The sequence below is a fragment of the Pseudomonas sp. RA_105y_Pfl2_P56 genome (assembly GCF_963970845.1).
Lineage (GTDB): Bacteria > Pseudomonadota > Gammaproteobacteria > Pseudomonadales > Pseudomonadaceae > Aquipseudomonas > Aquipseudomonas baetica_A.
Genome location: NZ_CAXAPL010000044.1, coordinates 24,137 through 48,280, shown reverse-complemented (window position 1 = coordinate 48,280; position 24,144 = coordinate 24,137). Strand labels below are relative to the sequence as shown.

The 24,144-nt window shown below is 58.1% G+C and carries 14 protein-coding genes and 2 pseudogenes; 8 read left to right on the top strand and 8 right to left on the bottom strand.

The window, feature by feature from the left end:
- From AACY11_RS23835 to AACY11_RS23815, 5 genes and pseudogenes are all read right to left on the bottom strand, one after another.
- Window positions 1-974 (bottom strand): annotated as a pseudogene (locus AACY11_RS23835) (hypothetical protein); the annotation flags it as partial.
- A gap of 226 nt (window positions 975-1,200) precedes the next feature.
- A complete protein-coding gene (locus AACY11_RS23830; RefSeq protein WP_339495837.1) occupies window positions 1,201-1,698 on the bottom strand; it encodes a GNAT family N-acetyltransferase in 498 nt (165 codons plus the stop codon).
- 1 nt (window position 1,699) lies between these two features.
- Window positions 1,700-2,338 (bottom strand): LysE family translocator, encoded by a 639-nt coding sequence (locus AACY11_RS23825; protein WP_339432886.1) that lies wholly within the window; start codon window positions 2,336-2,338, stop codon window positions 1,700-1,702.
- Window positions 2,339-2,361: 23 nt separating this feature from the next.
- A complete protein-coding gene (locus tag AACY11_RS23820; RefSeq protein ID WP_339495835.1) occupies window positions 2,362-2,796 on the bottom strand; it encodes an NUDIX hydrolase in 435 nt (144 codons plus the stop codon).
- A 69-nt stretch (window positions 2,797-2,865) separates the two neighbouring features.
- Window positions 2,866-4,224: an HD domain-containing phosphohydrolase gene (locus AACY11_RS23815; protein ID WP_339495834.1), complete on the bottom strand. Its 1,359-nt coding sequence runs from the start codon at window positions 4,222-4,224 to the stop codon at window positions 2,866-2,868.
- Between the two features lie 252 nt (window positions 4,225-4,476).
- Between AACY11_RS23815 and AACY11_RS23810 the strand changes: the two genes are divergently transcribed.
- The 7 genes and pseudogenes from AACY11_RS23810 to AACY11_RS23780 all read left to right on the top strand — a co-directional run bounded on the left by AACY11_RS23810 (window position 4,477) and on the right by AACY11_RS23780 (window position 14,746).
- Window positions 4,477-6,741 carry a GGDEF/EAL domain-containing response regulator gene (locus AACY11_RS23810; RefSeq protein WP_339495833.1) on the top strand — a complete coding sequence of 755 codons (2,265 nt, stop codon included), beginning with the start codon at window positions 4,477-4,479 and terminating at the stop codon, window positions 6,739-6,741.
- Window positions 6,738-8,609, top strand: a complete 1,872-nt coding sequence (locus AACY11_RS23805; RefSeq protein ID WP_339432882.1) for a two-component system response regulator — start codon at window positions 6,738-6,740, stop codon at window positions 8,607-8,609. The genes AACY11_RS23810 and AACY11_RS23805 overlap by 4 nt, the downstream gene beginning before the upstream one ends.
- A gap of 45 nt (window positions 8,610-8,654) precedes the next feature.
- Window positions 8,655-9,608 carry a cytochrome-c peroxidase gene (locus tag AACY11_RS23800; RefSeq protein WP_339495832.1) on the top strand — a complete coding sequence of 318 codons (954 nt, stop codon included), beginning with the start codon at window positions 8,655-8,657 and terminating at the stop codon, window positions 9,606-9,608.
- Window positions 9,605-11,419 carry a DAHL domain-containing protein gene (locus tag AACY11_RS23795; protein WP_339432880.1) on the top strand — a complete coding sequence of 605 codons (1,815 nt, stop codon included), beginning with the start codon at window positions 9,605-9,607 and terminating at the stop codon, window positions 11,417-11,419. The genes AACY11_RS23800 and AACY11_RS23795 overlap by 4 nt, the downstream gene beginning before the upstream one ends.
- On the top strand, window positions 11,416-12,816 hold the full coding sequence (locus AACY11_RS23790) for an ATP-binding protein (protein WP_339432879.1): 1,401 nt from the start codon (window positions 11,416-11,418) through the stop codon (window positions 12,814-12,816). The genes AACY11_RS23795 and AACY11_RS23790 overlap by 4 nt, the downstream gene beginning before the upstream one ends.
- A 62-nt stretch (window positions 12,817-12,878) precedes the next feature.
- Window positions 12,879-13,043, top strand: a pseudogene (locus tag AACY11_RS23785) (LuxR C-terminal-related transcriptional regulator); the annotation flags it as partial.
- Between the two features lie 83 nt (window positions 13,044-13,126).
- Window positions 13,127-14,746: an FMN-binding glutamate synthase family protein gene (locus AACY11_RS23780; protein ID WP_339465897.1), complete on the top strand. Its 1,620-nt coding sequence runs from the start codon at window positions 13,127-13,129 to the stop codon at window positions 14,744-14,746.
- A gap of 149 nt (window positions 14,747-14,895) precedes the next feature.
- Here AACY11_RS23780 and AACY11_RS23775 read toward each other — a convergent pair whose 3' ends face one another.
- The 3 genes from AACY11_RS23775 to AACY11_RS23765 form a co-directional block, all read right to left on the bottom strand.
- The gene (locus AACY11_RS23775) at window positions 14,896-15,258 is read right to left on the bottom strand and encodes a GtrA family protein (protein WP_339495831.1); all 363 of its coding nucleotides are present in this window, start codon (window positions 15,256-15,258) and stop codon (window positions 14,896-14,898) included.
- Window positions 15,259-15,456: 198 nt separating this feature from the next.
- Window positions 15,457-16,878: an amino acid permease gene (locus tag AACY11_RS23770; RefSeq protein ID WP_339432871.1), complete on the bottom strand. Its 1,422-nt coding sequence runs from the start codon at window positions 16,876-16,878 to the stop codon at window positions 15,457-15,459.
- A gap of 348 nt (window positions 16,879-17,226) precedes the next feature.
- Window positions 17,227-20,484: a hypothetical protein gene (locus AACY11_RS23765; protein ID WP_339495830.1), complete on the bottom strand. Its 3,258-nt coding sequence runs from the start codon at window positions 20,482-20,484 to the stop codon at window positions 17,227-17,229.
- Between the two features lie 322 nt (window positions 20,485-20,806).
- Between AACY11_RS23765 and AACY11_RS23760 the strand changes: the two genes are divergently transcribed.
- Window positions 20,807-23,953, top strand: coding sequence for a transglycosylase domain-containing protein (locus tag AACY11_RS23760; protein ID WP_339432869.1), 3,147 nt, complete (start codon window positions 20,807-20,809; stop codon window positions 23,951-23,953).
- The last annotated feature ends 191 nt before the right edge of the window (window positions 23,954-24,144 follow it).

Genomic DNA, 24,144 nt, shown 5'->3' with positions numbered 1-24,144 from the left:
AAGCAGCATCTTAAGTAATGCGGCTCTGCGTTCAGGTGAATAGTACGGCACGACCAGTCTCTTTCCGCCCCCGATATGCTTTTTTTGGAAAAACCGGAGAGGCGACAACTATCCTGACACCGGGGGGTATTGCTCAATGTGCAAGCGCTCCAGTTCTGTAGCGTGTTCTTAAGTGTTTCCATGTGCTGGCCCACCATGAACGACGCGACGCCCAACGCTCCAGAAGAACCCCCCAAAAAAGGTTCAATCACCTCATGGTGTTCAACCATGAAAGACGCCTCTTCATCCGTCAGATCCTTCAGCGCTTCATTCACTTTCTCTGCCGCCGCCATCATCTGCGCTTCTTCGCGTCGGCACATGTAGTTGCGCGAGTCGCTGAAGATGACCATTTGTCCCGGTTTGACCTGTTCGCCGAGATGGCGGTTTAGGGAGCGGAATTCGCGGCGCAAGGCATCGCTGAGCGTGGTTTCGTAGAGCGCACGCTCGAGCGCTTCGCGGCTCATGGGTTTCTGGACGATGTGAAAGCCCGACTCTGCCGGTTGCGGCAGGGTGTAGGTGTGCTCTTCCACCAGATGCTGGGCGGGTGGTGGTTCGGGTTTGAAGGCGTTCCAGGAGGCGCCGCCGCTATCGGCAACAACGCGTGGTTTCACCACGACCCAGTCGCCGTTGCGAATGGCTTCGACAAGTTTTCGCTGGTTGGCGCCTTGCAGGTAGTTGGATTGATTGAGGCCCATTGCATTGAGCATGTCATCGAAACCCGGCAGTTCATCCGGGCGGTTGAGTGCCTGTCGAAAGGTGTCCATGGCTTGGTGGGTGTCGAGTAGCTGTTGGCCGTGGAGTTCGCGTTGAAGGATGAGTCTGGTCACATCCGTGTCCCGTTCTGCAAAACGGGGGACTTTGGCGAGCGACCTCAAGCTTTGATGCCGGGTGATTCTCTTTTGCGTGTAGGGCGATTCCGATTTTGGCCAAAGCAATTTGCGCGCACCTGCACCCGGCCAGGTTTGGTGAGTGTTCTTATTACCTTAAACAGCAATGTTTAACAGACATGTCCAGACATGGACTCAGGCTACGCAATCTTGCGTCACGGCCTACAGTTTGCCGGGCACACCGCACCGCCCCCCCCTGCTCGGTGAACCGACCGTCAATCGCGCGCGGGATAACCTCGATCCACCAGCCTGAACAGGATGAAACAGTGACGGGTCAGAGTTCACGCCACATGTGGATCTTGTCGAAATAGTCTTCACCGACCCGCACGGCCAGCGGCTCGAGGCCGAACTGGATAAAGCCGCAGCGTTGATACAGCTTGAACGCCGCATCGTTGCCGGCGGTGACGGTGAGCTGGATGAGTTTCAGCTCGGGATGGTTTTGGCCTTCGCTCAGCGCGGCTTGCACCAGTTCATAACCCAAGCCGTGCTGGCGAAAATCCGCCGACACGTACATGCCGAATAACGTGGCCTTGTGTCGGGCCTTCTCACGAGGCTCGAACGCCAGACCGACGATGCCCGCCAATACGCCGGCCTCGAACGCACCGAGCACCACATCGAGCTTGCTGGTCAGCCGCGTTTCCCACCAACTCAGCGGCATCACTGCCCGTTCGCGCACGCTGGAGGTGAAGGCGTGTGGATGGCGGTCGTAGGCCTGGAGCATCAACTCGCGATAGGCCAGGGCATGGCAGGCGTCCAGCCGTTCGATCCACATCTCAAGCCCCTCGCCGTTGTTCAATCATCAGCCGCACGGCCAGACCGCCGAGCACCAGGCCCATGAAATAACGCTGCACCGCCAGCCACGTCGGGTTACGCACGAACCATGATGCAATGCCCGCCGCGAACAGTGCGATCAACAGATTGACGGAAAAACTGACGCTGATCTGGGTCAGGCCAAGAATGATGCTCTGGGTGAACACCGAGCCATGTTCAGGCGTGATGAACTGCGGAAATACCGAGAGGTAGAACACCGCAATTTTCGGATTCAGGGCGCTGGTGAGAAAGCCCATGGTGATCAACTTTCGCGACGAATCCGCCGGCAACGGCTGCGTTTCGAACGGCGAGCGTGCGCCGGGTTTCACCGCTTGCCAGGCCAGCCACAGCAGATACAGCGCGCCAGCCCACTTCAACACCTCATAAGCCATCGGCACCGCGAGAAACACCGCGGTCAAACCGGCGGCCGCTGCAAACATGTGCACAAAAAAACCGGCCACCACGCCCAGCAACGAGGTCACACCGGCCTTGCGCCCCTGGCAGATCGAACGCGAGATCAGGTAGATCATGTTCGGCCCCGGCGTCAGTACCATCAGCAACGCGGCGGCGGCGAAAATCAGCAGGTCTTGAAGCGGGATCATGGCAAAGTCCTTTGCGTGGATGATCAGGCAATGGCGGTGAGCGAGGCTCGATAAAACGGCAGGATCAGGTCGCGTGTCAATGGCGCCAGTTCAACATCGCCGTCGGTGGCCGGGTCGATCCAGACCACCTCTTCGATTTCGGCGGCAGGGGTGACTTCGGTGTCGATGGTCAGTTGAAAGATTTCAGCCTGTACGACAAATCCTGGCTCATTGGCGGCGGGGGCGCAGAACTGGCCGAGGAATGTCGGCTGCGAAGGGTCAATACGCAATCCCAACTCTTCCTCCAGCTCACGGGCCAGTGCATGCAGGGGCCGTTCGTGGGGCTCGATCTTGCCGCCCGGTTGCATGAACGCCGTGGTACCACGCTTGCGTACCAGCAGGGTGCGACCGTCAGCGCCGAGCAGTAGCGCGGCGGCGATGCGAATGATGCGTGGGGAGACAACGGGTGCAGAGGTCATGGGGCAGCCACCGGCCTGAAAAAATCGCAAGGATCCCATGCCTGCCCAATGACGTCACCTTACAGATCGCTAACCCTGAGCCTTGAGTTGCTCGTCGACCTCCTCAGGCACCTTGACGAAAATCTTGTATTTGCCGCCTTCCATGGCTTCGAAAGCAATCAGCTTTTCCACCAACAGGCCGCTGAGGGTTTTGCCGGCATTGAGCAGCAACATGCCGTTATCAGCGTTGAGATTGCGCGCCAGAATCATTCCCGGCGCCAGATCCCGAGTGGTCAGTACCTTGACCGTCGGATCGGCCAGCGTGACATCGCTGAGGAAGGCCGCACACACGTGAATGAAATCTTCGACCAGTTCCGGATCGTACAGGCGTGCGGCGTACTGGCGCAGGTACAGCAACGCTTCGTCGCTGTTCATCTGCCGCTCAAGAATCAGGCCGCGTTGCAACTCGACGAAGTCCACCGCCAGTTTCAGTAACCGCGAGCCGAAGGGAATCGCCTCGCCCTTGAGGCGGGCGGGAAAACCGCTGCCGTCCCATCGCTCCTGGTGATGCAGGATCAGGCGTGCGGCATCTTTCATCGGGTCCAGCGTCATCAGCAAGGACTCGCTCTGCTTCGGATACCCGCGATAACGCTCTTGATCGGTATGACGCAGCAAATCCGAAGGCGTAATCATCATGCCGTCGGTCCAGCTCAGTTTGCCGACATTGTAGAGCGCCGCCGCCATGGTCAGGTCACGGCTGGTGGCTTCGTCCAGGTCATGGTGTTTGCAGTAGCTGCGCACCAGTTCGATGATTTGCCGGTTGGTCTGTTTGGCCGGGGGCAAGCGCAGATTGGCCAGCAACGAGAACACTTCGGTGCCGGTGACATAGCTGCGTTTGAGCTCTTCGTAAGCCAGATCAAGCATGTCGGCGGTCTGTTGCAGCTCGGCGGTGCGCGCCGCGACATGCTTTTCCAGGGTGCTGTTGAGCAGTTTGAGCTGATCGTTTTGCACCCGGGCCAACTGTTCCAGGCGCTGACGTTCTCGCTCGGAATGCTGATGCTCCAGGGACTGACGCAGGATCAGCAGCAACTCTTCGTCATTCCACGGTTTGCTGATGTAACGGTGAATCTGCCCGTCATTGATCGCCTTTATGATCGCGGACGAGTCGGCGTAGCCCGTGAGCATGATGCGCACGGTCGCCGGATGACGTTGGCGAACATGAGCCAGCAACGAGGCGCCGTCCATATTGGGCATACGCGCATCGCTCATGACCAGGTCAACCGTCTGCTGTTCGAGCATCTCCAGTGCCTGGGCGCCGCTCGTGGCCAGCAGGACATCGTAGGGTTGGCCCCGCAACAGGCGGCGCAAGCTGTTGAGGATCGACTCCTCGTCATCGACCAGCAGCACTGTGGGGCGGTGAGGCAGAGTCGGGGCGGATTGCTCTTCCATGGCGTGACCTCAAGCAAAACAGTGGACGAAAACGACGCGCCAGCCTACCGCCTCGCTTGCCTGCGCCTGACTGAAGGCTAGATGATTTTCTGCAGTGTTCACGCAAATCTTCAGCCCGAGTGCACAGGCAAATTGCCGAGGGCGCGACTATGCTCAACTCGCAGGCGGACTCCATCGGCCTTCGAACAGGCACGTAATGAGGGAAAGGATGCTCCCGATGACAACAGCATGTGACCCCGTGGACCGCGCGGTATGACGGCGCCCCCCGTATACATCAATCGCCGCGTGCTCATCGTCGACGACAGCCCGGCGATTCATGACGATTTCGCCAAGATTCTCTGCCCTGTCATCCCCCAGGACGACGGCCTCGGCGAGACCGAGAGTCTATTGTTCGGCACCCCGACTGCGACACAGACACTGCACTTCGAACTTGACTCGGCATTTCAGGGCAGGGAAGCACTCGATAAACTCGAAGCTGCGCTGGCCGATGAGCGCCCCTATGCCATGGCATTCATTGACATGCGCATGCCACCGGGATGGGACGGGCTGGAAACCATCGAACGGCTGTGGCAAGTCGACCCCAAGTTGCAGGTCGCCCTGTGCACGGCCTATTCCGATTATTCGTGGGAAGACATCGACCGGCGCCTGGCGCTGAACGACCGTTTGCTGATTCTGAAAAAGCCCTTCGACGCAATCGAGATCCGCCAGATGGCCAGCGCCCTTACGGTCAAATGGCAAATGACCGAAGACGCCGCGCTGAAGCTCAACGAGCTGGAACAAGCGGTTGAGGAACGCACCCGGGAATTGTCCGACGCCAATATCATCGTGCAGAACAGCCCGACCATCCTTTATCGGCTGCGCGGCGATCCCTCGTTTGCACTGATGTACATCTCCCACAACATCACTCGCTATGGTCATGTCGCCGCGGATCTGGTGCGCTCGCCGAACTGGGCTCAGGAGCTGATTCACCCGGACGATCAGGCGAACGTCGATGCGGCCATGGTCAGGGTGCTGGATCGGCATGCGTCGGGCGCTTCGATCGAATTTCGCCTGCGCACCGGCCAGGGCACTTGGCGCTGGGTGGAAAACCGCTATATACCAGTGCGCGATCATGACGGACGGCTGCAGGAAGTCGAAGGCATCATCCTGGACATCACCGAACGTCGTCTGGTCGAGGAGAAATTGGCGTTGATGGCCCGTTCCGACAGCCTGACGGGGCTGGCCAACCGCGCCACATTGATCGAGCGTCTGCACCAGGCGTTTGCGGCCGCGCGTCGTGGCGCCATGCCGTTCGCGGTGTTTTACCTCGACCTGGATCACTTCAAGCGAATCAATGACACCCTCGGGCATCCGGTCGGCGACCTGCTGTTACAGGAAGTCGCCCAGCGCATCAAGGCCTGCGTGCGAGAAAACGATGTGGTGGCGCGCCTGGGCGGCGACGAGTTCGCGATCCTGCAACTGGACGTCAGCGACCCGACCCAATCGGCCGCGATGGCGTCTCATATCCGCGACGCACTGATGGCGCCCTACAACCTGTCCGGTAATGCGCTGCATATTTCGGTCAGTATCGGCATCAGCAGCTACAGCGCGACCAGTCTCGACGCCGACAGCCTGCTGGGGCAAGCCGACATGGCGCTGTACCGCGCCAAGGAAACGGGGCGCAACCAGTATCACTTCCACTCGGAGGAGATCTCTCGGGAAGTCGCCGAACGCATGACCCTCGTCAGCGAGTTGATGGCCGCGCTGGAGGGCGATGAGCTGAGACTGCATTACGCACCGGAGATGGATCTGCACAACGACCGGATTCTGGGCATGGAGGCGAAAATCCTCTGGCAGCACCCGCGGCGCGGTCTGCTGCCGGCATCCGCCTTCGTCCCGGCGGCGGAAAGAACCGGCGCGATCATTCCTCTGGGGCGCTGGGTGCTGGATCGCGCCTGCCGCCAGATGCAACTCTGGCGTGAGGAAGGCGTGGCACCGCCGTTGATGGCAATCAAGCTCTCTCTGGCGCAACTCAAGAGTGGCCCCGAACTGATCTACGACGTTCTGCGCACCACCGCACGCTGGCAGCTTGCGCCCTGGGATTTGCGTTTCGATGTCACCGAGGCGACGCTGGCCCAGACCAAGTGGACCCACAACGATGTATTGCCACGCCTGCGTGAACTGGGCGTGACCATCGCCATCGATGATTTCGGCACCGAGTATTCATCGTTCGATTACCTGAAAACCTACCGCGTCAATCATCTCAAGCTTGCTCAGAGCGTCATCGATAGCGCGACTCAAGATGCAGCCGGTGCCAGCGCACTGCGGGCGATCGTCAATTTCGCCCGGGATCTGGACATCGGCATCATTGCCGAAGGCCAGCCGACACCGGGACAGCATCCCGCGCCGCCCACCGCGGCCGCATTACCCAGTGCACAGGGGCTCTATTTCAGTGAGGCGGTCAGCGCCGAGCAGGCAGGCCAACTGCTGAGGGACGGACACAAGGTAGTCCAGTCCCGGGGGGAGGATGAGGAATGAAAACCCCATTCCCGCAATCCAACCGGCGCATCCTGATCATCGATGACACACCGGCGATTCACGACGACTTCCGCAAGATCCTTGCCCCGAAGGCGCCCGAAGAGGCTGACTTGAATCACCTCGAACAGACGCTGTTCGGTACCCGTCAGTCGCCACACCTGAACTTCCAGCTAGACTCCGCCTACCAGGGCCAGGAAGCCTTGGCTCTGGTCCTGCGCGCGCTGGCCGATGGCAACCCTTATGCCCTTGCCTTCATCGACATGCGCATGCCGCCGGGATGGGATGGTCTGGAAACCATCGAGCAACTGTGGCAGGCCGATCCGAACCTGCAAATTGCCTTGTGCACCGCCTATAGCGATTACAGCTGGGAGGCGATGGCCGAGCGGCTGGAGTTCGGCGACCAGTTACTGATTCTCAAAAAGCCGTTCGACAGCCTGGAAATCCGCCAGATGGCCAGTGCCCTGACCTGGAAATGGCAACTGGCCCAGGACGCGGCACTGAAGATGCTCAGCCTTGAGCGAACCATCGAGGCGCGGGTTCACGAACTGCTGAAGGTGTCGCGCCTGCTGCAATACGACACCCTCACCGGTTTACCCAACAGCACCCTGCTCGGTGATCGCCTGAGCCAGGCCCTGGCCGTCTGCCGGCGCCATGACAAGCAACTGGTGGTGATGTTCCTCGGTCTGGACCGGTTCAAGCGCATCAATAATGCGTTGGGCCATCCGGCGGGCGACGAAATGCTCAAGCGTGTCGGACAGCAACTGTTGCTGTGCATACGCGGATCAGACTCGGTCTTTCGCTACGGTTCAGACGAGTTCGTGGTGATCCTCACCGACATCAGCCATCCACAGCAGACCCACGCCATCGCCGAAAAAGTGCTCGCGGCCATTCGCCTGCCGCAGACGATTGCCGGCCATGACGTCAGCGTCACCGCCAGTCTGGGCATCAGCGTCTATCCCGAAGACGGACTGGATGCCATCGAGTTGATCAAGAAGGCCGAAACCGCGATGCGTAACGTCAAGGAAAACGGCCCCAACGACATCGGTTTCTTCATCGACGCGATGAACCAGCGCGCACGCGAACAGCAAAGCATCGAATCGGGCATTCGTCTGGCGCTGAAACGGCAAGAGTTCGTCCTGCACTACCAACCGAAAATCGACCTGCGCAGCGCCAGGGTGGTCGGTGCCGAGGCGCTGGTGCGCTGGCAGAAACCGGGGCACGGCACGGTCTATCCCTCGGACTTCATTCCGGTGGCCGAGGACAGCGGACTGATCGTGCCACTGACCCAATGGGTGCTGGCCGAGGCCTGTCGTCAGACTCGGGCCTGGCAAGTGGCGGGACTGCCGCCGATCCGCATGTCGGTGAACATCTCGCCCATCGATATTCGCCAGCGCGACTTCGTCGAAGGCGTCGAGCACGTGCTCAGGCAGTCGGGGCTGGACGCCGGCTGGCTGGAACTGGAAATCACTGAAGGCGTACTGATGCAAAACGTCGAAGCGACAATGACCGCACTCAATCGCCTGCAGGCACTGGGCACACGACTGTCCATCGACGACTTCGGCACCGGCTATTCAAGCCTGAGCTACCTGCGCCGGTTTCCCATTGATGTGCTGAAGATCGATCAATCGTTCATTCGCGGTCTGAGCCACGACAGCAATGATGCCGCCCTCGTCAGCGCCATCATCAGCCTGGGAAAAAGTCTGGGATTGAACGTCATCGCCGAAGGCATCGAAACCGCAGAACAACTGGCCTTTCTCAAGGCCCACCACTGCGAAGAAGGCCAAGGCTACTACTTCAGCAAAGCCCTGCCTGCCGACGCTTTTGCGCACTTGCTGGCCGCCACGTCCCCACCGCCCTGGACAGTTTGATGCACGCCCCGAAACCGGCCACGAGAGTCAAGGAGACGATTGCCGATGAGCCTTTACCCCCCTTTCATGGCGTTGCTGCTTTGTGGACTCTGTATCGGTGCCCACGCCGAGCCGCTGGACGAACCGCTCATCCCCCTGCCCGCAGCGCCGTTGCAGGATGCCCGGCGCGTTGAACTTGGTCGCCGGTTATTCCACGAGCCACGGTTATCGATCAACAACAGCCTGTCCTGCACCAGTTGCCACCAATTGGACAAGAACGGTGCCGACAATCGTGCCTTGTCACTGGGTTTCGACGGCAAACCGGTGGCCGTCAACACACCGACAGTGTTCAACGCCAGCCTGAACTTTCGCCAGTTCTGGGACGGCCGCGTCGAGACACTGGAGCAGCAGAGCGACGTGGTCATTACCAGCCCCCATGAAATGGGCAACGACTGGAGCACCGTCGTCGAACGCATCGCCAACGACGCCGACTACCGCCGGGACTTCGCCGCCACCTACCCGGACGGTGTGACCAAGGCCAATATCCAGCAAGCACTGTCCACCTATGAACGCACCTTGCTAACCCACAATTCCCGTTTCGATCAATACCTGCTGGGCAACACGGACATCCTGACTCTCGAGGAGAAGTACGGCTACCAGCGCTTCAAGGAATACGGCTGCATTGCCTGCCACCAAGGGGTGAACATCGGCGGCAACATGTTCCAGAAATTCGGCGTGTTCGGCGACTACATTGCCGATCGCGGCAACCCGACAGTGGCCGACCAGGGACGTTTCAATGTCACCGGCGACGAAGCGGATCGTGCCGTGTTCAAAGTGCCGAGCCTGCGCAATGTCGCAATGACCGCGCCGTACTTTCACGACGGCTCGGCGCCCACCCTCGAACGGGCGGTGGACGTGATGTTCCAGTACCAGTTGGGGCGCATGCCGAGCGAAGAAGACAAGCACCTGATCATCCTGTTTCTCAAGACCCTGACCGGCCAATGGGAGGGCAAGCCATGAAGAACATCTCACGCCACACCAGCCTGCTGTTGCTCACGCTGGTCGCGGTGGTGCTGGCCTCGATCCTGCTGTTTCTCTATTTCAAGTCAAGCTCCGAACAAACCATGACGTACACCGAGTCAAGGGACCTGGTCCGGCAGATCAAACAGCAGAACGCTCTGTGGGAAAACGAGATTCTCAAAGCCAGGGTGGCGATCTCCCACAACTACGACCCCCTGGTATCGCCAATGAACGAGATGACCCGGCTCTGGGAGCGCTTCGACTCCCTGGAGTCCGGGCATGGTCGCAACGACTCCGTCTTATGGAACGACGCCCACGAGGGGTTCCTGCACGCGATGCAGGAAAAAACCCGTCTGGTCGAACAGTTCAAGTCGCACAACGCCCTGTTGCGCAACTCTCTGGCCTTTTTGCCAACCGCCGAAGACGACATCCAGGCGCAACTGGCCAATCTGCCTGATTTCGACAAGTTGCAGTTGCAGAACATCACCACCGATACCTACGACCTGCTACTCAGTGCCCTGGAGTTCGCCCAGGTCACCTCCGCCGACAAAGCTGCCGACATCGAGTTAGGGTTGAACAAACTGGCAGTGAATGCACAACGCCTGCCCGCGGAGTTTCAAAGCCCGATCAGGATCATGAGCAATCACATCGCCCTGATTGCGCGCGAGCAACCACGGGTCAATCAGTTGCTCGAAAACATCGAAGCCATTCCAGTGGCCGAACGTCTGGACAACATCACCACCATGCTTGACATGGATCAGCAACGCGTCGAAGTCATCGAAAGGAAATACCACTTCTACCTGCTGCTGTTTTCCGTGCTGTTGATGATGTCACTGATATGGCTGGCCGTTCGCCTGATCCGCAGTTTCGCCGAAATCAATCGGGTCAATAGCGCCTTGCAGACCGCCAACGATGCGCTGGAGCAACGGGTCGAGGAGCGCACCCGCGAGCTCAAGAACGCCCAGAGCGAATTGCTCGACGCCGCGCGCCAGGCCGGTATGGCGGAAATCGCGACCAACGTGCTGCACAACGTCGGCAATGTGCTCAACAGTGTGAACATCTCTTGCGACCTGATCGCACGAAAGCTGCGCGCCAGCAAATCACTGGGATTGGGCAAGGCCATGCAATTGATCAACGAACATCCGCACGACCTTGGCCATTTCCTCAGCGAGGACGCCAAGGGCAAATTGCTGCCCGGTTACCTCAATCAACTGGTCGGCGCGATCTCTCAGGAACAGCAGGAAATGGCCGACGAATTGAACCAGATGAACAAAAGCGTCGACCACATCAAGGACATCGTCGCCACCCAGCAGTCCTATGCCGGGGCCAACAGCATGACCGAGCCGCTGTTCATCAACGAACTGCTCGAAGACGCCCTGCGCATGAACGCCGGGGCCCTGACCCGGCATCACGTCACGGTGGTCAAGGAGTACGCCGATGTGCCGCAAGTGATGGGCGACAAACACCGCTTGCTACTGATCCTGATCAACCTCATCAGCAATGCCAAATACGCGATGTCGGACCTCAGCAACCGCCCACGCACCATGACTCTGGGGGTCAGAATCGCGGATGAAAACTTCCTCGAAATCAGCGTCCGGGACGATGGCGAGGGCATAGAGCCGCAGAACATGACGCGCATTTTTGCCCATGGTTTCACCACCCGCAAGGAAGGCCACGGGTTTGGCCTGCACAGCTGCGCCCTGGCGGCCATCGAGATGAACGGCCATCTCACCGCCCACAGCGACGGGCCGGGCAAGGGTGCGTTATTCACCCTGCAGATCCCCCTGATCAGCGTAACGGAGAACGCATGAGTGAGCTTTCGAATCGCCGCATTCTACTGATCGACGACATGCCGTCGATTCATGAAGACTTTCGCAAGATCCTCGCTCCGGCGGCACAGTCGGTGGAACTGGACGAAATGGAGGCAGCACTGTTCGGCACCCAGGCCCGAATCGAGCGTCCTCGGTTCGAGCTGGATTCGGCCTATGGCGGCGAGGAAGGTCTGGGCAAACTGGTTCAGGCCATGCAGGAGCAGCGCCCCTATGCGCTGGCTTTCGTCGATATGCGCATGCCCGATGGCTGGGACGGTGCGAAAACCATCGAACACCTGTGGAAAGAGGATCCGCAGTTGCAGGTAGTGGTGTGTACCGCGTACTCGGATTACTCCTGGGACGAACTGCTGGAACGCCTGCACGCTCATGATCGACTGCTGATCCTGAAAAAACCGTTCGACAACATCGAAGTGCAACAGATGGCCAACACACTGCTCACCAAATGGCAGATGACTGAACGGGCCTCCCTGCAAATGCACAATCTGGAACATCTGGTGGATCAGCGCACCGCCCAGTTCAAGCAGGCCAGCGAAGAACTGCAGAGAGAAGTCGACGAGCGCAAGCAATTGGAAGGACAACTGGTGCAATCGGAAAAACTCGCGTCACTGGGGCAACTGGCGGCGGGCGTGGCCCATGAAATCAATAACCCGATCGGCTTCATTTCCTCCAACCTCGGCACACTGGACGGCTACTTCAAACAACTGCTGACCATGCTCGACGCCTACCAGACGCTCGGGCACGCCCCGGACAGCGAATCGGCGTCACGGCTGGAGCAATTGCGCCAGGACGTCGAACTGGATTTTCTGCTCGAAGACATTCCCGTGCTGATCCGCGAATCCAAGGACGGCATCGGCCGGGTCGGGCAGATCGTCAAGGACCTGAAAGATTTTTCCCGGGTCGATTCCAACCAGCAATGGCAGTGGGCCAATCTGCAACAAGGCATCGAGTCGACCCTGAACATCGTCGCCAGCGAACTCAAATACAAGGCCGACGTGATCAAGGAGTATCAGCCGTTGCCGGACATCGAGTGCCTGCCGTCGCAAATCAATCAGGTCATCATGAACCTGGTGGTCAACGCGGCTCAGGCCATGGGGCAGGAACGCGGCATCATCACCCTGCGCACCGGGCAGCAGGCCGACATCGCCTGGGTTGAAGTGGCCGATACCGGATCAGGTATCGCACCGGACACCCTGCAAAAAATCTTCGACCCCTTCTTCACCACCAAACCGGTCGGCCAGGGGACTGGTCTCGGTTTGTCCCTGTCCTACGGCATTGTGAAAAAGCATGGTGGAGACATTTCGGTGAGCAGCGAGTTGGGCGTAGGCACGACCTTTCGCGTCGAACTGCCGATGCGCCAGACACCGTCAGCCGCTTGATCCCTGCGGGAAGGGGTCGAGGCGTGACACTCTCGTCTGACACCATCGCCTGGCACCGCGCCGTCAGGCGTTTGATGCTCAGCGGTTGCTCCAGCAAAGAATTCGCCCGTAAGCTGGAAATCGCCGTATAAACCGTTAATGCCCATAAGAAACACCGGTACAGCAAACCTGGGATCACCTCCCGGGCCGAGCTGTTTTCGATTGTTCTTCAGGCGCAGAACGCCTGATTGCAGCGTTTGCGCGAGCAAGCCCGCAGCCACAGAGAATCTGCGGCGGGCCACACCCATTGAGTCCGAACCAAGGAAACCGTATGAGCCTGTCCCTCCTGAGCCGCTACGCCTTCTTTGCCGTCTGCGTGATATTCACCCTCGCCAGCCTGCCCTTTCTCGAACACGACTGGCTCTGGCCGATCACTGCCGTCACCGGCGTATTGAGCCTGGTCGGCCTGTTCGACTTGATGCAGAGCCCGCACGCGGTACGCCGCAATTACCCGATCCTGGGCAACATTCGATACCTGGTCGAAGGCATCCGCCCGGAAATCCGCCAATACCTGCTGGAGTCCGACAGCGACGCCCTGCCCTTCTCCCGCGCCCAGCGTTCGCTGGTGTACTCACGGGCGAAGAATGAAAGCGCCGACAAACCGTTCGGCACGCTGATCGATGTCTATCAATCGGGCTTCGAATTCATCGGCCATTCGATGCGCCCGGCGCCGTTGAGCGACCCCAGCAGTTTCCGCGTCACCGTCGGCGGCCCGCAGTGCACTCAACCGTACTCGGCGTCGGTGTTCAACATCTCGGCGATGAGCTTCGGTTCACTCAGCGCCAACGCGATTCGCGCGCTCAACCAGGGCGCCAAACTCGGTAACTTCGCCCACGACACCGGCGAAGGCAGCATCAGCCCGTATCACCGCGAAAACGGCGGCGACCTGACCTGGGAACTGGGCAGCGGCTACTTCGGTTGCCGCACCAGCGACGGCCGTTTCGACCCGGAACGCTTCGCCACGCAAGCGCAAAACCCGCAAGTGCGGATGATCGAAATCAAGATGAGCCAAGGCGCCAAACCCGGCCACGGCGGGATTCTGCCGAAACACAAAGTCACCCGGGAAATCGCCGACACCCGCGGCATCATGATGGGCGAAGACTGCGTCTCGCCGTCACGCCACAGTGCGTTTTCCACGCCAATCGAAATGATGCATTTCATCCAGCAACTGCGTGAACTGTCCGGCGGCAAACCGGTGGGCTTCAAGTTCTGCCTCGGCCACCCGTGGGAATTCATGGGCATCGCCAAAGCCATGCTCGAAACCGGCATCCTCCCCGACTTCATCGTCGTCGACGGCAAGGAAGGCGGCACCGGCGCGGCCCCCGTGGAATTCACCGACCACATCGGCGTGCCGATGCGCGAAGGTCTACTGTTCGTGCACAACACCCTGGTCGGCCTGAACCTGCGCGACAAGATCAAACTCGGCGCCAGCGGCAAGATCGTCAGCGCCTTCGACATTGCCAGCGTGCTGGCCATCGGCGCTGACTGGGCCAACTCGGCACGCGGCTTCATGTTCGCCATCGGTTGCATCCAGTCGCAAAGCTGCCACACCAACAAATGCCCGACCGGCGTCGCCACTCAGGACGCCTTGCGCCAACGCGCACTGGTCGTGCCGGACAAGGCCCAGCGCGTGTTCAATTTCCATCGCAACACGTTGAAGGCTTTGGCGGAAATGCTCGCAGCGGCCGGACTGGAACATCCTTCGCAACTGTCGGCCAAGCACCTGGTTCGACGCATGTCGGCGACCGAGATCAAACTGTTCTCGCAACTGCATGTGTTTTTGAAGCCGGGGGAATTGCTCACCGGGGAAGTGAACGGCGAGTTTTACTCGCGGATGTGGCAGATGGCGCGGACAGACAGTTTTGAGCCGATGGAAGTGGTGGCGGCTTAGCGTCCAGACGGAGTGCCATATTCACCCTTTTGGCACTCCGAGCGTCAATTCGGAAGGCGAATTTACCGGCGCTCAGGTGAATTGACGCTTGCACAATATTGGAGAACGGCCGAACTCTTGAATTGAAAGGCAATCAGTCACCGATACGTTCATATCCGACGCTCCCGAAAGAGCACAAACCGGAAAAAGCAGTACCCCAATAAAATGTTGATCAGTGAAAAAGAAGCCACCGTCACCAGGCCGGGAAGATGACAGGCATCGGCAATCACGCCCACGCCGAAACTCACCGCGCCCATTGCGCCGACAAACATCAGGTAAGCGAACACCGAGGTTTCTCTCTCGAACGTGTAAAGCGCGTTCACGTAAAACGTGAACGCAGCGGCCACGCAAAACGCCGCAAAATTGCTGGATGCCTGATCGAGGCCGACCGCGGTGCAGAGCACGAAAAATATTTGCCAGTGGATCAGCGCATCTGCAAAGCCGATCACGCCGGTTGCGGAGAATCCTTTCATGTCCGTTCCTTGCTGACTCCGACTTGTCGGGTCTTCAAGCTAGGCCATGGCGCAGGGGCGGTCTACTGTCAGAAATTACAGGTACGAGGGTTATTCCGACCAACGGTTATACGTATTTCATCCGTGCAGCGACCGCGCCGCCCTAATAAAAAAGCCCCGATCTCTCGACCGGGGCTTCGCCGTTTCAACGTCCTTCACTTACGAAGCCGAACGCACCGCGCCTTGCGACACCTGGGTCGGTTGCAGCTTGAACACGTAGAACAACACCGTCAGCACCACTAGGAATGCTGGGCCCACATAGAGCGCCACGCGGGTGTCGGGGAAGTACGCCATCAGGCCGACCACCAGCACCAGGAACGCCAACGCAAAGTACGAACTGACCGGGTACAGCCACATCTTGTATTTGAGGGCGGCACGTTCGCTGGCGCTCAGGCCTTTGCGGAATTTGAGCTGGGCCAGCAGGATCATCACCCAGGTCCAGATTGCGCCGAAAGTGGCAATCGACGTCACCCAGACGAAGACTTTTTCCGGCACCAGATAGTTGAGCAATACACCCAGCAGCAGTGCGCCAATCGACAGCAGCAATGCGCGACGCGGCACGCCGTTACTGGACGTCTTGGCAAAACCGGCCGGGGCCTGCCCATTCTGCGCCAGGCTATAGAGCATGCGCCCGGTGCTGAAGATACCGCCGTTGCACGACGACAATGCCGCCGTGATCACCACGAAGTTGATGATGCCTGCTGCGGTCTTGATGCCCAGACGCTCGAACGTCATCACAAACGGACTGCCCTGAGTGCCGATTTCGTTCCATGGGTAAATCGACAGGATCACGAACAGCGCGCCGACGTAGAACAGCAGAATCCGCCAGAACACCGAGCCGATCGCATCGGGGATGGTCTTCTGCGGGTTCTTCGCTTCGCCTGCGGTCAGGCCGATCATCTCGACGCCGAGGTAGGCGAACATCACCATTTGCAGGGACATCAGCACACCCTGCACACCGTTTGGCATAAAGCCGCCATGGCTCCACAGGTTGGAAATCCCCAGCGCAACGCCGTCGTTGCCGAAACCGAAGGCGATAACGCCGATGCCGCCAATCACCATGGCGATGATGGTGACGATCTTGATCAGGGCGAACCAGAATTCGAACTCACCGAAGGCTTTGACCGCGATCAGGTTGACTGAGCCCATGCTGATCAGCGCCGCGAGGGCCCAGATCCAGCGCGGCACATCGGGGAACCAGATGCCCATGTACACGGCGACGGCAGTGATTTCCGCGACACACGTCACCAACCACAGAAACCAGTAGTTCCAGCCCGTGAGAAAGCCTGCCAACGGGCCGAGGTAGTCTTGCGCGTAGCGGCTGAACGAACCGGCCACCGGGTTATGCACGGCCATTTCGCCAAGGGCGCGCATGATCACCAGGATCGCCAGACCGCCAAGAATGTAGGAGAGCATGATCGCCGGGCCGGCCATTTCAATGGCCTTGGCCGAACCGAGAAACAGACCGACGCCGATACAGGCTCCGAGGGCCATCAGGCGAATATGCCGTTCGCCGAGTTCGCGTTTAAGCGGACCGCCCTGAGCGGTTTCGCCGTGAGGCAGGTGATTGCCAACTGGCATAGGGGTGCAACCTCGTCTTGTTATTGGATATGGCCACCGAGTGTTCAAGCGTCGGCCGATTAGCCTTGGCTCGTTGAAAACCGCGTCTGCTTCGTGGGCAAACGCGTCTTGCAGGACAGCCTGCAAGATCAGCGGGGCGTCAGTATAAAAACCTTGTCGCAGGTCTTTTCACTCTATAAACCACAAGATTCAGCGGGAGTTGTCGCAAGAATGCCAGTAGACCCGGCGGATCAACTGGCAAATGTAGGAAAACTCGCCACTGAAAACGGCGGCGAGTATTGCACAACCTTGGTGCATCGTCTTTTCGTCTGGCGTTTTTATCCAGCTCCGGGAACCTTGGCAAACGCTTTAATGGAGAGTCTGAACCGCGACCAGTTCTTCTGGATCAGGCAATTCAACAGACGAAAGATGCTCAACGCGGTGGCGGCTAATGTAACCGCCATCAATATCGGCGGGATCAAATTCACTGACGTTGAAGTCACGACCACCACGCCTTCTTCCATAGGTGTTTAACGTCGCGGCCAGCGCTCCGCTTTCCAGTACCTTATGCATGCCCTGTCTCATGGCGTCGGGGCTGGCAAACTTCGCAAATCCAGAGTTAGGCTCGTAAAAGAACCACTCTGGTCTACCGTTCCTGACTCTTATACCTGCAAGCATTGCATGATCTTTGGAGGCCAGCCTGAGTGTTTTCGAATCAGGAGAACTTTCCAGTGCATCGATAATTTCGTCGGCGTCCATTTTCGTCTTGGCTGCGCCCATATGAAAAGACTCCTTATTGTTCACCGTATTGTGAAACTCCGTCATGTCGGAGATAAATCTGGTGGATTCAGGCGCCTCTTTCGCCAGGGCAGCTCTGGGAATATTTTTAAGCAGTATGTCTTCGTTTCCGTGATGAATAGCGTAGGCCATGGCATTTGAGAGTCCTGCGCACTCACCTCTGGAGACCATATTGACGTGAGCCAGATACAGCCCCTGCGAAACAGGAACCACCTCGACAGCCAAACCTTTCAAATCCATGGCAAGAAGGTTTGAACTATAACGAGCGTCGCTGAGAATTTTTGTTTTTATTTCTTTTGTCAAAGCCCCTATTTCTTCAGGCTTGAGACCAGGCTCTGATACCAACTCAATCAATTCATCAAATTTCATTCCAGGAGTGTAGCCATCGATTGCGATTACATTCCCTTGCGTATAACCACGTTCAAAAGCTCGAAGATTATTCTTGTTCCGTGCAAATTCGACATTGTTATGAAAATTCAAATAGACACGGGATTTTGCCTCACTGCCCAAGGTTCCACCCCAGCAGAAACGTTGAGGCGTGAAATTGCCCGGCGGACCATAAAGCCTGCGGGTGTCCAGGTTGTACTGGTGCCAATTGTCATTTTTCAATACCCCCACGCCCTCGATACTTTGCTCACCCACTTTGAAGGTGCCCAGCACTGTCGGCCCGTGCGCCTTACTGACTCCGAGCAGCACGTCATACCCGCTCGCAGACGCCCGAAGTCTGTTCAATTGGTGCAGCCCTTTAACGCCCACGAACTTGATCCCCCGACCCAGTAGCTGCACACCTGCCGCTATGCCACTCACCGGATTAAGTTCGCTGATGACAACGGCCCCTATTATTTTCGCTATCCTGAGCGCTTTGCTGATTGCCGAAGCCGTCCTGCCCCCCACTTGTGCCAACTTGGCTGCGGCACCCAGGCCAGCAGTGACGAATCCCAATACGTCGAGGAACAGATCAATGGCTCCGTCTAGATGTTTGCCTTCTACAAAATGGGTAACGGCAGATTTGAAGGGAATCAGGTTGAGCAAAAACTCCACGCGGGATTTCATGGCCGCCCATTCCTTGTCATACGTCGTCTGACCTTCAGCAGCGTTCAGAATCTTCTCGCTGTCGTAATCAAGATGCTCAACGAAGGCATTGGCAATCGTCAGGGTTCTCTCGCTGGAGTAGCTTTTCGGAGGCAAGGCCTGCGTCGCGCTTACTTGCTTGAGCTTCGCAGCGACCGATTTGTCAGCGACATAAAAGGGTTCGGTGGTGTACACGGTGCTCGGAACATTCACGTTGGTTCGTTCTGCCACTTGAGCAGGGTCAGAACCACTTTTTGTGATCGAGTCGGCCCCTAAATCAATGTGATACACGCTTACTTTTTTTTCCGTTCCGCGCTCGACTCTCAATGTCAGTGTCGGACTGGTGTAGGTCAGGCTCCTGCCAAAAAAGCTCGTACTCAGCTTGTAGGTCTTGTGTTGATAGAAATCGATCTTTCCATATTCGAGGTTTTCTCGGTCATCCAGCGACAACTCGGATATCAGGTGTTTTACGGTTAACCGGGCGCCTTCCTTGAGGTTGCTCAGCGTCGTTGCAAACTGCTTCCTGAAAGTCTCCCGCACGCGAAGGTTCAGTTCGTTGATGTCGTGAATGACAGCGTTCAGAAGTTTGTCGCTGGATTTCCATCGATAATTGCCATCCATCATTGCAACGTCCAGCAACGAGTACTTGCCCTGCGGCCCTAGCACATCGCTCGGCACGGGCGCGAGATGACTTAACACTTTTACCGAGCTGTCCCATTCAAGCGCGACTTTTTCAAACGGAAAGTCTTTGTTAAATTCCTTTTCCAGCCCGGCCAACGCAATGCTTTTGCGACTTTGAAACACGCTCTTCAATAACACCGGCGTATTGAGCCGGTCGATCATTTGAGCATTGAACTGTTCTTTTATTTCGCCAAGTTCTACTTCGGTGTAGCGTTCATCGTCTTTCTTTTCCAAGGCGACATGGACAACGCCCCAATCGATCAGAGCAATTGTCTGGGCATACCGGGTAACGGTCGGATCGGTCATGGCAGCATGTTCAGCACAGATCATGACCTGGGCAAAGGTCATATTGGCGAGCTTGCCCGGACATTGAGCTTGGATCGTCGCAGCGGCAACGGCCAGGTTGAACCACGCCGGACCGCCATACTTGACGCCGTCCGGGATGTCTTTGATCAGGAACAGAGGGGCATTCCTTGCCAACAAGGCGTACGCGCCTAACCCGGCCATTTCAGGGCTGCTGATGAGTTCTTTGATCAAGTGTTCACGTAGTTTGTTGAACACCGCCGAAACCGGTTTCCCCCAATGTTGACGACTGGCCAGATCGAACCCCGCGACGCTGTTGCGTTGAGTGTTTTCAATAGACAGCGGGTCAAGATTCAACTGAATGGCGGCCAGTGCGTATTCATTGATGCTGACGTCCGTGGAAATGCCTTTCAAACGGGTTTGTACCGCCAGCCCAAGCGCCTGGCCGCAAGCGCTGGCAATGAGTGTTTCCAGTGCCTTGGCAGGATTGCCTAATGTTTCACTGTCAAGCGGATGGTTCAGGTACAAATGCTCCAGCAGTTGCTGGCCTGGTTTCCATAGTTCATCAAGTCCTTCGATATAAAGCTGAACGGCATTCAGCACTTCGTGCTGCTGATCAGTACTCAATGGAATCGGCCAGGACAAGGCTCCGCCAAAGTCGCCAAGTGCGGACGGCGAGATATCTTCAGCTTCCTGCCTTGCAGACTCAAGTTCATATTCATAACTGTCAGACACCGGAACAGCATCCACGACGACATCATTTGCTTCGATCATACAATCTTCCTTGATAAATAAACGAAGCAAAAGTAAACAACAGGCACCTTTAAATAAAAAACCGAAAACCGTTACTAATCGTATGCATGACCAAACAAAAGAACCATCTACTTACACACTTCAGCTTACTTGAATAACCTTTTAACAATCAGCAACTTCCTCCTGCACTCACGCACCACAAAAAGTCGCAAGCGCCCGCCTGAAGTCCGGCACCTTCATCGAGCCTCTTGGTCCGTGTCGCTGCACAATTTCCCTCCTGTCGCCCACCACCGTCTAAGCTTCAGACAAGTCCGATCAATCTGCGTGAATGGATCAATCGACTATGGGCGCTTTGTGGCAAACCGATTCGAGTAAAGCCGTGGTTCCGACTGACCGTGTGGATGACGAAGCGCCTGTCCCTGAAAAAAACCGCCGCAACCGGCATGGGTGGAAGGCTTTCTGGCTGTTGCTGCTGATTATCCTGATCGTGGTCGGGCTGGCGGCGGCCAGGGAAATGCGCACCTCGCGTTTCCAGGCCCGTGAACTCAGCCGCTACGCAGCCTCACTGACCTACAAGCTTGAACCAGGCCCCAGCGAAGCGATTCGCTACCCCGGCAATGGGCCCTTCGATTTGCGTCTGGGTTACAGCTCGCTCGATGAACTCCTGCCGCGCCTGCTCAAACGCGATTACGTGATCACCGAGCAGACCCGTTTCTCGCCGGCGCTGCTCAGCTATACCGGCAAGGGCATGTTCGTGCCCTATGCGGAAAAGACTCAGGCCGGCCTCTCGATCACCGACTGCCGCGCCGCGCCGCTGTATCAGTACAACTATCCGCAGCAACTGTATTCGAGTTTCGCGGCGATTCCGCCGGCGGTGGTCAACAGCCTGCTGTTCATTGAAAACCGTTTTCTGCTTGACCCCAGGCAACCGATGACCAACCCGGCGGTGGACTGGCCCAGGTTCGGCATGGCCGCGTGGTCGCAAGTGGCGAAGTTGCTGCACTTGCCCGGGCAATCGGCGGGTGGCAGCACGCTGGCGACGCAACTTGAAAAATACCGGCACTCACCCGATGGCCTGACGGTGTCCGGCGCCGAGAAGATTCGCCAGATGATCTCCGCCAGCGTGCGCGCCTATCAGGACGGCCCGCAAACCTTGACCGCGCGGCAGAACATCGTTCGTGACTACCTCAACAGCGTGCCGCTGTCGGCTGTGCCGGGCCACGGTGAAGTGCATGGCATGGCCGAAGGGTTGCGGGTCTGGTACGGCAGCGACTTCAACAAGGCCAACGAACAGTTGAACAGCCCGGCGACCGACCCGAAAACCATGGCTGATAAAGGCCTGGCCTTGCGTGAAATGCTGTCATTGATGATCGCCCAGCGTCGTCCCACCCATTACCTGAACAAGGGCCACGAAGAACTCGCCGATCTCACCGACAGCCATTTGCGCCTGCTCAAGCAGAACGGCGTGATCGACAGCGCACTCGCCGATGCAGCACTGGCCAGCCAGGTCAGCTATCGTGACTGGCAGACCCAGCCGACTCTTCAGCCGATTGAAACCAACAAAGGTATCAACGCTGCTCGTAGCCGCCTGGCCGCGATGCTCAATCGTTCGCTGTACGACCTTGACCGCCTCGACCTCTCGGCCACCAGCACGCTGCAAGGCGACCTGCAAACCCAGGTCACCGCTTACCTGAAAAAACTCGCCGACCCGGCCTACGCCGCTGAAATCGGCCTGCTCGGTGAACGGCTGCTGACGCCTGTCAGCACTGCTCAGGTGCGCTACAGCTTCACCTTGCTCGAACTCACCCCCGACGGCTCGCGAGTGCGGGTGCAGACCGACAGCACCGACCAGCCCTTCGACATCAACGAAGGCAGCAAACTCGAATTGGGCTCGACGGCGAAGATGCGTGTGCTCACCACGTACCTGCAAATCATCGCCGAGTTGCACGACAAGTACGGTGCGCTGAGCGTGCCGGAACTGAAAAAGGTCGACGTCCCCGACCAGGATCGCCTCAGCCAATGGGCCATCGATTACCTGATCCAGAACAAGGACCACGACCTCTCGAAAATGCTTGGTGCAGCGCTGGATCGCAAATACTCGGCCAGCCCCGGCGAGGCGTTTTTCACCGGTGGCGGGTTGCACGTTTTTCATAACTTTCGCAAGGAAGACAACGGCCGCATGCCGACCCTGCGCGACGCCCTGCGCGAGTCGATCAACCTGCCGTTCATTCGTCTGATGCGCGATGTGGTGCGTTACACCACTTACTCCGGTCCCAACAGCAGCGCCGAACTGCTCAAGGACGACCGCGACCCAAGGCGTCAGGAATACCTGGCGAGCTTTGCCGACCGTGAAGGTACAACGTTCTTGCTCAAGTTCTGGAAGAGGTACAGAAACAAAGACACCCAGGCGCGGCTCGAAACCTTCCTCGACAGCATGCGCCCGACCCCGATCCGCATGGCCGCCGTACACCGTTACCTGTTGCCGAACGCGACTCAGGAAGACTTCAACCGCTTCGTGCGCTCGCACCTCAAGGACGCCAAGCTCACTGTAAAACTCACCGACGATCGCTTGATCCGGCTCTATGACGCTTATGGCCCGGGCCGCTACGACCTCCCGGACCAGGGCTTCATCGCCAAGGTTCACCCGTTGGATCTGTGGCTGATGGGTTACCTGCTGAACAACCCGGACGCGACGTTCAGTCAGATCGTCAAAGCCAGCCACTTCGAACGCCAGGAAGTCTATAGCTGGCTGTTCAAGAGCAAGCACAAGGGCGCGCGCGACAGCCGCATCCGCACCATGCTCGAGATCGAAGCCTTCCTGGAGATTCACCAGCGCTGGAAAAAAGTCGGCTATCCGTTCGATCATCTGGTGCCGTCGCTGGCCACCGCCATCGGCAGTTCAGGCGACCGTCCGGCAGCGCTCGCGGAGTTGATCGGCACCATTCTCAACGATGGCGTGCGCATGCCGACCCTGCGCATCGACAGCCTGCACTTTGCTGCCGACACGCCGTATGAAACGCGGCTGATCAATGACCCGCATGTCGGCAAACGGGTGATGCCGTCGCAAGTTGCCACCGCCATGCGCGAAGCGCTTTCACAGGTGGTCGACGCCGGTACGGCCAAACGTGTTGCCGGCAGTTTCAAACTGGCCGATGGCAGTCCGCTGGCCATGGGCGGCAAAACGGGTACAGGCGATAACCGCATCGAGGCCATCGGTTCGGGCGGACGCATCCTCAGTTCGAAGTCGATCAACCGCACGGCGACCTTCGTGTTCTACATCGGCGATCACCATTTCGGCACCCTCACCGCGTACGTTCCGGGGCCTTCGGCAGAAAACTTCAAATTCACTTCAGCCTTGCCAGTACAGGTACTCAAGGGCATGGCACCGTTCCTCACCCCGTATCTGCAACCGGGCAGCGACTTGCAATGCCACCCTGCACAGAGCACAAACGTTGCGATGATCAATCCGGAACGCCTGAAGACGAGGTAACAAATCGTGTCAGTCGTTTCCGATTCAGCGTGACGTTTTTTCTTCACGGCGGGTGGTACTTATGTATTTTTCGAATTCGAATTTTCGTCGGGTTGATGCCCCGTAGCGCCGTTTGCTTCCTGAACTTTGAACTTTTGTTTTGGCCTTGCGCCGGTAGGCTGATCACTCCTCAAACAATCAAGGATGATTGG

Excerpts from the sequence above, each read along its gene's own strand:
- AACY11_RS23830 (WP_339495837.1), bottom strand. The coding sequence starts at position 1,698 with ATGTGGATCGAACGGCTGGACGCCTGCCATGCCCTGGCCTATCGCGAG.
- AACY11_RS23825 (WP_339432886.1), bottom strand. The coding sequence starts at position 2,338 with ATGATCCCGCTTCAAGACCTGCTGATTTTCGCCGCCGCCGCGTTGCTG.
- AACY11_RS23820 (WP_339495835.1), bottom strand. The coding sequence starts at position 2,796 with ATGACCTCTGCACCCGTTGTCTCCCCACGCATCATTCGCATCGCCGCC.
- AACY11_RS23815 (WP_339495834.1), bottom strand. The coding sequence starts at position 4,224 with ATGGAAGAGCAATCCGCCCCGACTCTGCCTCACCGCCCCACAGTGCTG.
- AACY11_RS23810 (WP_339495833.1), top strand. The coding sequence starts at position 4,477 with ATGACGGCGCCCCCCGTATACATCAATCGCCGCGTGCTCATCGTCGAC.
- AACY11_RS23805 (WP_339432882.1), top strand. The coding sequence starts at position 6,738 with ATGAAAACCCCATTCCCGCAATCCAACCGGCGCATCCTGATCATCGAT.
- AACY11_RS23800 (WP_339495832.1), top strand. The coding sequence starts at position 8,655 with ATGAGCCTTTACCCCCCTTTCATGGCGTTGCTGCTTTGTGGACTCTGT.
- AACY11_RS23795 (WP_339432880.1), top strand. The coding sequence starts at position 9,605 with ATGAAGAACATCTCACGCCACACCAGCCTGCTGTTGCTCACGCTGGTC.
- AACY11_RS23790 (WP_339432879.1), top strand. The coding sequence starts at position 11,416 with ATGAGTGAGCTTTCGAATCGCCGCATTCTACTGATCGACGACATGCCG.
- AACY11_RS23780 (WP_339465897.1), top strand. The coding sequence starts at position 13,127 with ATGAGCCTGTCCCTCCTGAGCCGCTACGCCTTCTTTGCCGTCTGCGTG.
- AACY11_RS23775 (WP_339495831.1), bottom strand. The coding sequence starts at position 15,258 with ATGAAAGGATTCTCCGCAACCGGCGTGATCGGCTTTGCAGATGCGCTG.
- AACY11_RS23770 (WP_339432871.1), bottom strand. The coding sequence starts at position 16,878 with ATGCCAGTTGGCAATCACCTGCCTCACGGCGAAACCGCTCAGGGCGGT.
- AACY11_RS23765 (WP_339495830.1), bottom strand. The coding sequence starts at position 20,484 with ATGATCGAAGCAAATGATGTCGTCGTGGATGCTGTTCCGGTGTCTGAC.
- AACY11_RS23760 (WP_339432869.1), top strand. The coding sequence starts at position 20,807 with ATGGGCGCTTTGTGGCAAACCGATTCGAGTAAAGCCGTGGTTCCGACT.